General features: G+C 48.8%; 11 protein-coding genes and 1 other RNA gene. 2 read left to right on the top strand and 10 right to left on the bottom strand.

Annotated features, from left to right (window positions below; all coding sequences use genetic code 11):
* Positions 1–99: 99 nt before the first annotated feature.
* The 3 genes from nth to HMPREF0980_RS07885 are packed head-to-tail and all read right to left on the bottom strand — an operon-like array spanning position 100 to position 3,493.
* Positions 100–726 carry an endonuclease III gene (gene nth / locus HMPREF0980_RS07895; RefSeq protein ID WP_049728603.1) on the bottom strand — a complete coding sequence of 209 codons (627 nt, stop codon included), beginning with the start codon at positions 724–726 and terminating at the stop codon, positions 100–102.
* Positions 727–762: 36 nt separating this feature from the next.
* Positions 763–2,502, bottom strand: coding sequence for a B12-binding domain-containing radical SAM protein (locus HMPREF0980_RS07890; RefSeq protein WP_049728602.1), 1,740 nt, complete (start codon positions 2,500–2,502; stop codon positions 763–765).
* Positions 2,477–3,493: an SGNH/GDSL hydrolase family protein gene (locus tag HMPREF0980_RS07885; RefSeq protein WP_049728601.1), complete on the bottom strand. Its 1,017-nt coding sequence runs from the start codon at positions 3,491–3,493 to the stop codon at positions 2,477–2,479. The genes HMPREF0980_RS07890 and HMPREF0980_RS07885 overlap by 26 nt, the downstream gene beginning before the upstream one ends.
* Before the next feature lie 120 nt (positions 3,494–3,613).
* On the opposite strand from HMPREF0980_RS07885, the gene ffs reads away from it, so the two are divergent.
* An RNA gene (ffs, locus tag HMPREF0980_RS18600) (signal recognition particle sRNA large type) lies at positions 3,614–3,875 on the top strand.
* Positions 3,876–4,001: 126 nt separating this feature from the next.
* The gene (locus tag HMPREF0980_RS07880; RefSeq protein WP_049728600.1) at positions 4,002–4,781 is read left to right on the top strand and encodes a class I SAM-dependent methyltransferase; all 780 of its coding nucleotides are present in this window, start codon (positions 4,002–4,004) and stop codon (positions 4,779–4,781) included.
* A 73-nt stretch (positions 4,782–4,854) separates the two neighbouring features.
* Here HMPREF0980_RS07880 and tadA read toward each other — a convergent pair whose 3' ends face one another.
* The 7 genes from tadA to HMPREF0980_RS07845 all read right to left on the bottom strand — a co-directional run bounded on the left by tadA (position 4,855) and on the right by HMPREF0980_RS07845 (position 11,801).
* Positions 4,855–5,331, bottom strand: a complete 477-nt coding sequence (gene tadA, locus HMPREF0980_RS07875; protein WP_049728599.1) for a tRNA adenosine(34) deaminase TadA — start codon at positions 5,329–5,331, stop codon at positions 4,855–4,857.
* Positions 5,332–5,422: 91 nt separating this feature from the next.
* A complete protein-coding gene (locus HMPREF0980_RS07870) occupies positions 5,423–6,505 on the bottom strand; it encodes a DUF6128 domain-containing protein (RefSeq protein ID WP_084002744.1) in 1,083 nt (360 codons plus the stop codon).
* A gap of 60 nt (positions 6,506–6,565) precedes the next feature.
* A complete protein-coding gene (locus HMPREF0980_RS07865) occupies positions 6,566–7,987 on the bottom strand; it encodes a deoxyguanosinetriphosphate triphosphohydrolase (RefSeq protein ID WP_049729167.1) in 1,422 nt (473 codons plus the stop codon).
* A 33-nt stretch (positions 7,988–8,020) separates the two neighbouring features.
* Complete coding sequence (locus HMPREF0980_RS07860; RefSeq protein ID WP_049728597.1) at positions 8,021–9,028, bottom strand: hypothetical protein; 1,008 nt, start codon at positions 9,026–9,028, stop codon at positions 8,021–8,023.
* A gap of 156 nt (positions 9,029–9,184) precedes the next feature.
* Positions 9,185–10,933: a glycoside hydrolase family 2 protein gene (locus HMPREF0980_RS07855; protein ID WP_049728596.1), complete on the bottom strand. Its 1,749-nt coding sequence runs from the start codon at positions 10,931–10,933 to the stop codon at positions 9,185–9,187.
* Positions 10,902–11,582 carry a 4'-phosphopantetheinyl transferase family protein gene (locus HMPREF0980_RS07850; RefSeq protein ID WP_084002705.1) on the bottom strand — a complete coding sequence of 227 codons (681 nt, stop codon included), beginning with the start codon at positions 11,580–11,582 and terminating at the stop codon, positions 10,902–10,904. The genes HMPREF0980_RS07855 and HMPREF0980_RS07850 overlap by 32 nt, the downstream gene beginning before the upstream one ends.
* An 18-nt stretch (positions 11,583–11,600) precedes the next feature.
* Positions 11,601–11,801 (bottom strand): hypothetical protein, encoded by a 201-nt coding sequence (locus HMPREF0980_RS07845; RefSeq protein WP_049728595.1) that lies wholly within the window; start codon positions 11,799–11,801, stop codon positions 11,601–11,603.
* Between the last annotated feature and the right edge of the window lie 165 nt (positions 11,802–11,966).

Here is an 11,966-nt window from a genome sequence, read left to right as displayed (position 1 = left end):
CAAGGACGATTACCATAATCACGATGGCTATGATTCTTTTTACCCTTCTGTCATTAAAATTCATATCTTCCTACCTTCTTTTTTACTTCAGTTGATCTGTTATATTTTATACTCTTTACAGTATTTTTGCAAGAAACAGTCCTGGCATTTCGGGCTTCTCGCAGTACAAATCGACCTGCCGAACGTGATGATCTGTATATTATAGAGTATCCAGTGGTTTTTGGGCAGCTCCTTCATAAGGTCCTGCTCAATCTTTTCCGGATCCTTGTTCTTCGTCAGTCCAAGCCTGTTCGATATCCGTTTTACATGAGTGTCCACGACCACGCTCGGCTCATGGTATATATTTCCCCGGATGACATTAGCCGTCTTTCTGCCGACCCCCGCAAGAGAGACGAGATCTTCGATATCACGCGGCACTTCTCCACCGAACTTATCCCGGATGTCCTTCATACATGCAATAATATTCTTAGCCTTGTTATGGTAGAACCCTGTCGGCTTTATATCCTGCTCCAGCTCTTTGAGATCAGCATCTGCAAACGCGTCGACGGAAGTATACTTCTTGAACAGCTCCTCCGTCACTATGTTGACACGGGCATCTGTACACTGTGCGCTCAGCATCGTGGCGATAAGAAGCTGCCACGGGGCTTCATGATTGAGGTAGCACACAAAGTCCGTCCCATACTGTGCATCCAGTATCTCCAATATCTCCTTTGTCCTTTTCTTCATCTGTCTTTCCTCGTATGTTCTGCATCAGTCTTTCCATTACAAGTCTATCATACATGTTCTTGCCTCGCCGTTCAATGGATTTCTTTGCATATAGTCGAACAATACCGTCTTTTGGAGGCATGTAAATCTTTCCAGATGTGTCATCTTACGCATCTGGCTTCTGTCAAATGTCTCATATCCTTTTAGAAAATGTCTCTGTCCTGCCTCTTTTTCGTAAAACTGCCTTACCTCTTCCTTCGTAAGCACATAGCGGCAGGCAAATTCCGGTCTTGTCTTGGCATTCTCCCTCAGATAATAGTCAAAGGTCAGCAGATCGCGATAATAATCCGTCTTGCCTCCACACCATTCTGAGACAAAATCTAATAAAATCCCATAGCGGGCGCTACGCTTGTGCTGTACGTCCATCTGGTTATGTTCCACGTAATATTCCCGTATCCTGTCATACATTTCGAACGGGGAAGCAAACTCTTCTTCCAGACTTTCCATCGTCCTCGTGTACTGTCCGCTGTTATAGTATACCTCTACCATCTCTTCGATGCCCTTAAGGCGCATGATATCATCATATGATACCCAGTCCGTATACAGCACTTCGTAACAAGGCGTACTTTTATACACAAGGCCGTAGGCTTCCTTCTGCCGTTCCATCCAAGAACCTTTCAGGACTTTGAGGAACCCGAGCTGAAGCTGCTCCGGATGAAGGGCGTATACATCATCAAATGACCTCTTAAAGCTTTCCACGTCCTCATGCGGAAGCCCGGCAATCAGATCCAGATGCTGATGGATATTGCCGTAACCGTGGATTCTCCTGACGATATGCTTTACTCGTTCAAAGTCCATCGTCCGTCTGATTTCTGCTATCGTACGTGGGTTCGTAGACTGGATTCCTATCTCCAGCTGGATAAGCCCGGGCCGCATCTTCTCAAACAGTTTTAATTCATCCTCTGTCAGCAAGTCTGCCGCCACCTCAAAATGAAAGTTCGTGGTTCCATTGTCATGCTTCGTAATATACGTCCATATGTCCATAGCATGCATGTGGTTACAGTTGAACGTCCTGTCTACAAATTTTACTTGTGGTACGCCGGCATCTATAAATAGCTGCAGCTCCTGCTTCACAAGAGCCGTGTCCCTGAATCTCAGCTTTTTGTCCACAGATGACAGGCAGTAGCTGCACGAAAATGGACATCCTCTGCTCGATTCATAATATATGATCTTATTCCGAAAGCCTTCCATGTCCCCGTATACGAACGGCACGCTGCTCAAATCCAGCACTTCCCGCCATGGATTTTCAACGATGCCGCCGTCTGGCCCTCTGTACGTAATCCCATTCACCGCACCGAATTCCTCAGCCGCGCCCAGAAGTCCCTTCCTGCAGTATATGCTGCTCAGCTCCGCAAATGTCTCTTCACCTTCCCCGCGCATAATGCCGCAGACTTCGGGCAGACGTCCGAGAACGTCCCTCGCGTCATAAGACACTTCCGGCCCTCCGAGCCATATGTGTGTGTCAGGGCATATTTTCTTCAGCTCTCTGGCCATATCTTCCACATATGCTATATTCCAGATATAGCAGGAAAAGCAGATGACATCTGGTTTTCTTCTATACATGTCCATGAGTATCTGATCCGGCTGCTGGTTCACCGTATATTCCGCGATATCTGTCTCAAGCGGAATGCCCCCCTCCCGTGGCATGTAGGAAGACTGTGCATACGCCGCCAGGCTGTGCACAGCCAGATTGGAATGTATATATTTTGCATTAATTGCAGCCAGTAGTATCTTCATCTTCTTTCTCCCGCTTCTTCCCTTTCCAGACTCCCAATATAATAAGGATGGTTCCCGTCACGCCAATGCCGGCCACAGCCATATAGTTCCACATACGGCCGCTTTGGTCCCCGCTTTCACATGCAGAGCCTGATCTTGGAGTCCCTTCCTCTTCTTGTTCCATGACCGCAAGCTCCTGAAGTACCACATCTGCGATAATCTGCTGTCCTTCCTGTGTCGGGTGCAGTCCGTCCTTTTGTACATGGCTGCTGATTCCCGCTTCGTCCAAGTCCACGGTATGGTAGCCATATTCATCCGCATGGGCCGCTATGATGCTGTTCATCTTGTCAATGATACTGTCCACCACCATACCAAGCGTCCCGGGCATTCCCAGACCGGTTGTCGGGTTATAGATATCGGTGACGACAATCAGCGCGGATTCCTCTGCCTCCCCGGTAATCCCGTCCATCATCGTGCAATAGCTCTCTTCAAATGCATCGTAGTCCCATCCAGCTATTGCCCCGATTGCCTTCAGTACCGTTGTTGGATGGGCTTTCATCTCCGCGTTCAGCATTTCCATCGCATCGCTGATATTCCAGAATCTCTCTTCCCTTCCGAGTACATCCTGGCATGCCATCTTAAATGCGTCAATCAGGTCGTTTGCCCCAATCGTGACTGTGATGACATCTGCTTTGCGGATATGTTCCAGAACCTCTTCTTCCCCGAGCTTTGATGCGTTGAAACGTACCGTGCTTATACCGTTTTGGGCAATATTGACCAATTCTACGGGTACTCCTTTATCCCGGGCGTATTGGGCGCGTACAACCTCGGGGTACGGAGAGATCTCCGTGTCGTCACAGGAATATCCATTCGGTATGCTGTCACCGACAGCCAGATAGCGGATTTCCCCGGGCTGCTTGGCGCACAGCTGCACTACACAGCAGGCCGCTAAAGATACAGCTATCATAACAGAGGCAGTAACTTTAGTAAATGCTGCTTTTATCTGTAACATACTCCTCACCTCAATATAATTATACCATATTTGCACCACGTAAGCCGATAATTTCATAAAAACAGCCCGCTTCTTTCGTTCCTGATTGACATTTCTCCCAAAACACGCTATAATATAAGCTCGTGCAGCCGGGGTGTTAGCGGTACCTTGTACCTGCAATCCGCTATAGCAGGGGTGATGTTACGCAGAGGGCAAAGATTTGTAAAGCTGCCCTTGACAAGTGGCGTTGAGGCTTGGGTCTTACGCGACGGAAATCTGTGAATCGTGTCAGGTCGGGAACGAAGCAGCACTAAGCAGAATCTTCCGGGTGCCGTAAGGGTGCCTGGGCTGAGTTAACTGTCAAGGTAACGTTTATGGATTTCGTTCGAAGCGTAACGCACGAAAAAAAAACATCTCAATGTATAGCTTCTTATACATCTTTCACACTAAATAAGCATATTTAACAATATTGGCAGCGTTCTATGTTATACTGTATTTTAATCGCTATAAATCAGCAGGAGGTTTCTATATGGGAACGTTTGAATTCAATGGTAAGAAGTACAGGCAAGCCTCAAGGCATCAAAAGGAATGGGGACGCAGGCTCATGGCAGAACTGGAGCTTAATGGCAATGAAGCAATACTTGACCTGGGCTGCGGGGACGGTGTCCTGACGGATCAGCTTGCTTTGCTCGTTCCGGATGGCCGCATTGTAGGACTGGATGCTTCCGAAGGTATGATTCAGACCGCAATGCAGAATAAAAGGGACAATTTAGATTTTATTCAAATGGACATCAATGAGATGGATTATACGAATGAATTCGACGTCATATATTCAAATGCAGCACTGCACTGGGTGAAAAACCACATCCGGCTTATCCGTAATGTCTACAAAGCTTTAAAACCAGGTGGAATCATACAGTGGAACTTTGCCGGCGATGGAACGACAGAAAATTTCATACATACCGTACGTGCTCTCATGAAAGACGACATTTTTAAAGAATATTTCCAGGACTTTGACTGGCCATGGTTCATGCCGGAAAGAGCGGAATATGAAAAGCTCATCAGAGACGGTGGCTTTTCCAGCGTATATGTAGAAGAAGAAAATGCCGACAGGTATTTCACTGATACAGATGAAATGATCAGATGGATAGACCAGCCCTGCATCGTTCCTTTTCTTCAGTGCATACCCGCTGAAAAGAAAGACCGGTTCAGGCATGATATAATCCAAGCAATGATTCGTAAGGCAAAGCAGCCCGACGGTACCTGCTTTGAGACCTTCCAGAGAATAAAAGTACACGCGGTAAAATAAGAACATCAAGGAGGACCGGAAGGGCATATATGCCTTTCCGGTCCTCTGTGTGCTGCCATGTCAGCTTACGTAATTAATTCACTTTTTTCTTCTTAGCTTGTCTGAGTTCCTTAAAAAACGTCTTCATCATGCCGCTGCACTCCTCCTGGCACACACCGGTCGTAAGCTCTGTCTGATGGTTGAACCCTTCTGTCTGCAATACATTCAGAACGGAACCCGCACACCCTGCCTTCGGATTCATACAGCCGACTACAACCCTGTCCATCCTGGACTGGACAATCGCTCCTGCACACATGGGGCACGGCTCCAGTGTCACATACAGCGTACATCCCTCCAGCCGCCAGTCTCCCATCTTCCTGCTCGCTTTGCGGATTGCCGTAATCTCCGCATGGGCCAGCGTATTCTTATCTGTATTCCTCCGGTTATAGCCGCGGCCGATAATCTTTCCTTCATATACGATTACACAGCCGATAGGCGTCTCGTTCAGGGCATACGCCTTTCCCGCCTGTCTGATGGCCTCCCTCATAAACTTTTCGTCTATACTGTCCATTTGGGTACACCCCTTTCCTCATTTAGGTACAGGTCGTATGTCAATTGGGGACGTAACCCTTTTGAAGTTTACTACGTCCCCAACTTAACTTTTATCGTCTTATATGACGGCACCAGTAGCCAAATTCTTCCCCGTCATTTCTCTCATCTTCACTTAGGTCTACATTCAGCTTTTCTGCTTTTATAAACTGCGGAAAACCGAAAGCCTCGGCGGCTTTCGCTTCTTTCGGATGGTAGATGCCCGGAACTCCGAGCCATATGTTCCCGTCTTCCTCTATGATGACGAGGTGATGGTAATTGTAGTATCCGTGGAGCAGGAAGCTGTTATTGGAGAGTCTCCATTCGCAGCGTGGCAGATTCACGATATCCTGCCGCTGTATCTTTGTACATTTTTTGCTCTGTTTCTGACAGTCCGGTTCCGGCCTGACGGGTTCTGCCGCCCTGCACGGGCTGCAGTCTGTACTGGTCCAGCATTCTGTCTCTCTCACTTCCGTTTCTTCCAGTGCCTCCATCTGTAACGTTCCGGTGGATTCTGCCGCAGCCTCCGGATCTTCAATGCTGCCGTATTCTGCGTCCTCCTCCTCTTCAGCGGCCTCCATCTCTGAGACGGCTGCTTCCTCTCCGGGAAAGGTACCGGCTGCTTCCCTGCGTTCTGCCTCCTCAGGCATCCCGCCGGCCGGCTCTTCTTCCTCCTGCACCGGTGCTGACCTATCGTTCTCAATATCCGGCACATCCGGCTCTTCCGGTATTTCCGTCATTTCTTCCGGCTCCGTCCCCTGCGACAGGTCTGCGGGAGTCCACAGGCGCATCTCATTTACATTCACAGGCATGTCATCCCACACCGCGGCGTATTTTCGGTGCGAGCTGTTCTCCATGATGATACCCTCTATCAGGTCATAATTACATGGCTCGCCGACATCCTCCTTCGTATACCGCAGCTGATAGTTCACCGCAGGATTCACATTTTCCACCGTTCCCTGCGGCAATCCGATACATTCTTTCTCTTTCTCATAGAAGAGATATATGGTCAGCTCTTTTTCTCCTTCAAGCCGAAGACCTTTTCCGTGTATATGTACGATGCATTCGTCGTCGCTTTGGTCCACTTTCACGAAACCAACGTTCCGCATTCTTCTTCCACTCTCGTATTCATACAGATAGCGTATAAAACGTTTCAACATTTCACTTCCATTCGTAGTTCATTTATCACAATCTATTCCGAATGGAAGTAAAACATGTTAAATAATCGCTTTCAGTTCCTGATAAAGTCTCTTTGCATAACTGTCCGTCATTCCGCATATATAGTCTGTTACGAGCAGAAGGCGCAGATACAGCCTCTCGACATCAGACTTTCCTTCCGCGTGATAATGGTACGCATTCTTATAATTGCTCGAGATGAACGATACCATACGCATATCTATAGAATTCAGGTCCCGCCCGGGAACGTCATAGTGGATTACCGCCGTTACGAACTTTTCCATCAGGAAATCAATCATGGCGGCTTCGGCCACCTCCATCCTATAGATGGCCTCTGAAGTGAATACGTTCCTGAACGCCATATCACCGAGCAGATCCATCAGCTTTTCTGCAAAAGTCTCGTGGAACAAATCATGTGTATAGCTGCCATCCATAATCGCTTCATAATTAGAAGTGAACCCGCACGTTGCGCAGCTGATGAGGACTCCCTGCACGCGAACGATCCAGTTCTTGATTGCGTATTCCTCCGGATCCTTCACATGCTTTTCCTTCCCTCTGCGGTATAATCCCTCCAGCTTGCCGGCCGGCTTAAATGCAGGCTGTGCCGCGTCCGTACAGCGCTCCTCCAGCTCCTTAAGTTCCTCAAGAAGCTCATGATACGTGATAAAGCCCTTGACAAACGCATCTTCAATATCCGCGGTCTTGTACGCGATATCATCCGCCGCTTCAAGAATAAATGTGAGCGGATGCCTCAGGCCGTTCGTCCCCGTCTGCGCCGCAATCTCTTCATACATATCCTCGTCCGCAAAATAATACCCCATCTTCTTATCCTTGATGTTGCCCGAGCTTTTATGGATGCCGACAGAGGAAACCGGGTATTTCACAATCGTATTAAGCAGTGCATACGTCAGGTTCATTCCCTGCTCATCGACGAGAAAATGTAGCTTCGTCACGAGGCGGAGCGCCTGTGCGTTCCCCTCGAAATTATAAAAATCCTGCCGCATCTGCGGCGTCAGCACCTCTTCTATCGGCTGGCCGTTGTACGCAAGCACAGGGAGTCTGCGCTCAAACCATTCCCGTATCGCAGTCTCGCCAAAATGGCCGAAAGGCGGATTCCCTATATCATGAATGAGCCCCGCGCACTGGAGGATATTGCATATATCCTCCTTCATACCGGCCGTGAAGCCTGAATCTTTCTTATTTACGAGTATATTTTCTCCGATATTCTGTCCGAGCGACTTCGCAAGCGACGACACCTCCAGAGAATGCGTGAGCCGCGTACGGATAAAGTCACTCTTATCCAGCGGAAATACCTGCGTCTTGTCCTGCAGCCGGCGGAAAGAGGCACTGCCGATAATCCGGTGATAGTCCTTCTCAAATTCACTTCTCAAGTCTGTAGACTTCGTATATTTATTCGAAGCTCCGCGGCTTCTTTTTGTTGATAACAGCTGTTCCCAGTTCACTGTCTTCCACACTTCCCTTTCCGTTTCCTTACGTCAGTCAAGATAGATTGGCGGCTCATAGTCCTTGCCGAGCAGCGCTTTCTTGCGCTCCTGATAGCCGAGGAACGCCCATTCCGTCATATCTGTCCACGCGTGGTCTTCCCGGTCATACACCTGCACATAGCCAATCCTGTTCGGGTGCATCCGTACGCTGTTCGTCTCATACTCCCGCCCCGTGTACGGGTTCACGTCGCCATTTACCCGGTCTTCGTCGTCATATTCCACCTCGGGCTCTACATACATCTCATCCATGGCCTCCTCGCCATCGTAGTCAACGTAAGATGCATCCATCTCTTCCATCTGCTCCGTCTCTGCCTCAGGCACGTCCTCCTCGTACGCGTCCTCCTGCTCTGGGAATATTTCACTCACATCGTGGGCATCCTCCCCACCTTCAGATTCCCGTTCTCCTGCGGCATACTGCTCCGGCTTCTTCCTGCGCCTCTGCAGATATGATATCCAGCCGTGAGATTTCTTATCCTCCTGCTCATGTATCCTGTCCGGCCTATCCCCACCGCTTCTTTCACTGCCTTCTGCCTCCAGGGCGGCCACCTCTTCCAGCAGCTCCTCCACCGGAGTATCCAGTGGCGGCAGCTCTCCCGTCTCTTCTTCAATCAAGGCATCCAGTTCCTCATGTATCTCTACAAGTTCCCCGATTGTAATATCCCGCTCAGTTGCCGCAGGCTTGTCTTCCTTCTCTTCGTCCCCCCTGGCTTCCGGCTTCTGTTGAGAAGTCGTTTTCTTTTCTTCATTTTTATAGTTAGAGGTCTTTTCCAGACTGTCTTTATCTTCAAGGATGCTAAGCGTAAACGGGCACTCTAATATATCTGCTATCATACGCATATCCTGTTCCTGAAAATTATCTCGTCCCAGCCTCTGCGTCAGATTCTGGCGTGACATCTTCTTGCCCGTGCGTTCCTCAATAGTTTCTGCGAGTTCCTTGATCGTCATTCCCTTACGACTTAAGATTATTTTGACTTGCTCCCCAAATGTTAGATCCAGCATGACTTGTCCTCCTTATTTAATTTGTAAAAATATACTCTCCTAATAGGTCTTATCGTTTGTATGTAAACTCATATGTTTCTTCATAAACCTATGCTTTTCCCTTTTTCATTCTAACAAATTGGTGAAAACACGTCAACTGTATGATGTCCCCTTTTCTCATCCGTTTAAGACGAGCCTGTCATTACATTTTCTTATTATATTCTCATCTATCTTCAGCACTTCTCTGTCATACGTATAGATTCCGTTCACCTCCTCCTCTACATCCGACAGCTGTGTATATATGGACGCTGACAGCCCCTTTTCCACAAGGGGCTCTACTCCCCGCGTCATAAGCGCGGCATATCCTTTTCCCAGCTCTTCCCTGCTGCCGTAGATCCGGTATCCGTACAGGCCGGGATACATGCTGTGTCCCTCTGCCTTCCAGCAGTAACCTCCAAATTCCGTAAGCGCATACACCCTTTTCCCGGGCCGTACTTTCAATGGGAAGAAGTAGTTATGTACGCTTCTGAAGTCCCCGCCGCCCTGGTCAAACCATCCGCTCGCCTGATCCAGAAGCCGTGTCGGATCTTCCCGTCGCGCAATTGCTGTCACCGCGTTGGCATCGAACTGCCCCCATCCTTCATTAAAGATAACCCAGACAACTACGGAAGGGTGGTTATAAAGTGCGTGGATCGTCTCCTTCATTTCCTGTATGAACCTCGATCTGCTCTTTTCATCCCGTCTTCCAAGCAGTCGGTAATACCGGTCTTTTGGCCTTATATGGAGCAGTTCCATGACCGTGGCCGCATAGGTGACATAAGAGTGCCGGTACGGCTCTCCTCCGCACACCATGTCCTGCCATACGAGCATGCCAAGCCTGTCACAGTGGTAATACCATCTTTCAGGCTCTATCTTGACATGCTTTCTCAGCATATTGAATCCAAGGCGCTTCATCTCCATGATATCAAATATCATGGCCTCATCCGTCGGCGCCGTATACAATCCGTCCGGCCAGTAGCCCTGATCCAGCACCCCTTTCTGGAAATAAGGGCGGTTGTTTAAGAACAGGCGCACAATACCATTCCTGTCCTTTTCCGCCGATATTTTACGCATGGCAAAGTAGCTGTCAACCTCATCCTCCCCCATACATATATGAATCTTGTACAGATACGGGTCCTCCGGGCTCCAGCTGTGTACATCCTTGATTGGTATGCGGATGGGACGGTTCGTCCAGCCTTCCACTGTAAAGCCCTGCCCCTCATCAGAGCTGACGGTGACAGATACCCCGCTCTCCCGCCGGGTTCTGACGAGCACCTCTGCTTCCGCTTTGTCATACCACGGCGTAATCTTCAGACTGCTTATGTAATGCTCAGGCACCTGCTCAATCCACACGGTCTGCCAGATACCGCTCTGTGCCGTATAAAACATGCCGCCCCGGTCCAGCTTCTGTTTCCCCCTTGCCAGATAGGCACGGTCACTATAATCTTGTATCCGCACGGTCAGCTCATTATCCGTGTCACGAAGCATATCCGTCACATCTGCCGAGAACGGAAGATAGCCGCCCACATTCCTGCCTGCAGGCAGGCCGTTCACTGAGACTGCCGCACACTGGTCCGCCGCACCGATATGCAGTATCCACCTTTTGCCGGTTTCCCTCTTCACCCCGGCAGGCAGCGCTCTGCTATACCACAGATATTCTCCCGGCTGCAGCTGCCGTCCGACACCGGACAGCACAGATTCCGGCGAAAAGGGTACCAGTATCTGTCCCTGGAATGCCTCCGGTCTTTTTCTGTCATCGGTAAATGCATAATTCCACACTCCATTCAGATTCACATAGCTCTTTCTTCTAAGCGATGGTCTTGGGTACGCTGCAAGCACGTTGTCTCTGTCAACCTTATCCGTCCACCTCGTCTTCAGCTGTTTCATCTACATCCCCTCTCTCTGGCAGCCTGCGCGTCAAATCAACAATCTCCACTACCTCTGCAATCTCTTCCTCTGTCGTACAGACTGCAATCTTTGCGTCAATTCCTTCTATATTATATTCCTTATACCAGAACTTCTCCTGATATGCATTCGGCTGGCTTAGAAGCACCGGCCTGTCGTCTTTGTCGAACCCAACCTCGAACTGGTCCATGCCGAGCTTCATTCCCAGCCTCGTCGCTTTCATGAAGCTCTCTTTGAGCACCCAGAAACGATAGAACAGCTCCGGCCTGTCCTCAGCTTCCAGAAGCTTCTCATATTCACTTTTTAAGAAAAAACGGCGTGCCACACCCATTCTTGCCTCTTTCACCATCTCTATGTCACATCCGGCCCGGACAGCACCGGACGTATCGCTGAGCACACACAAAACGTATCGCCCAGAATGAGACAGATTGTAGACATGTGACGCATCAGCGCCAGTCTCCCTTCTGGCTGTCTCAAGCAAGAGCCAGGCTCCGATGCTCTGCGCCTTATTCTTCTTATGCTTTATCCGTTCCGCCTTATTCCTTCGCCACTCAGGCACAAGTCCACAGCAATGTTCATATGCTTCTGGTTCCAGCAGCGGCGTAATATCTGCAAGATATGTCCTGATCATCTGTCACACAGCCTCTTTCTATAAGTCATATATTTTGTACAAGTCAAGGATTCGTCCATACGTCATCTTCCTGCCGAGTAGTTCCTTATACTCTGCCGATTTATTTCTTCCGTCTCCTTTGAGAATCTCCATCCTCTTTAGAATCCTGTCATATTCTGTCCTCACTGCCTCGTACATCGTTTCAAACGCTTCTAGCCTTCTCTCTTTCTCCCTGTCCATATTATCCCTCCAGTCTCCTCTTTAAGCCAATTGTATCACACTTCACATGCTATTTTTAAAATATTTGAAAAAGATATTGACATCTTTATACGAATGCGATAGTATTAATCATGATTTCACACTTTAAACAACTAAAATTTTACAGTGCGAATATATCACAGTATA

It is taken from the genome of Dorea sp. D27 (assembly GCF_001185345.1).
Classification (GTDB): Bacteria; Bacillota; Clostridia; order Lachnospirales; family Lachnospiraceae; genus Extibacter.
This window is presented reverse-complemented; position numbering and strand designations above follow the sequence as displayed.

Bases quoted from the DNA above. Each gene is read 5' to 3' on its own strand.
- HMPREF0980_RS07880 (WP_049728600.1), top strand. From the start codon at position 4,002: ATGGGAACGTTTGAATTCAATGGTAAGAAGTACAGGCAAGCCTCAAGG.
- nth (WP_049728603.1), bottom strand. From the start codon at position 726: ATGAAGAAAAGGACAAAGGAGATATTGGAGATACTGGATGCACAGTAT.
- HMPREF0980_RS07885 (WP_049728601.1), bottom strand. From the start codon at position 3,493: ATGTTACAGATAAAAGCAGCATTTACTAAAGTTACTGCCTCTGTTATG.
- HMPREF0980_RS07845 (WP_049728595.1), bottom strand. From the start codon at position 11,801: ATGGACAGGGAGAAAGAGAGAAGGCTAGAAGCGTTTGAAACGATGTAC.
- HMPREF0980_RS07890 (WP_049728602.1), bottom strand. From the start codon at position 2,502: ATGAAGATACTACTGGCTGCAATTAATGCAAAATATATACATTCCAAT.
- tadA (WP_049728599.1), bottom strand. From the start codon at position 5,331: ATGGACAGTATAGACGAAAAGTTTATGAGGGAGGCCATCAGACAGGCG.
- HMPREF0980_RS07850 (WP_084002705.1), bottom strand. From the start codon at position 11,582: ATGATCAGGACATATCTTGCAGATATTACGCCGCTGCTGGAACCAGAA.
- HMPREF0980_RS07860 (WP_049728597.1), bottom strand. From the start codon at position 9,028: ATGCTGGATCTAACATTTGGGGAGCAAGTCAAAATAATCTTAAGTCGT.
- HMPREF0980_RS07855 (WP_049728596.1), bottom strand. From the start codon at position 10,933: ATGAAACAGCTGAAGACGAGGTGGACGGATAAGGTTGACAGAGACAAC.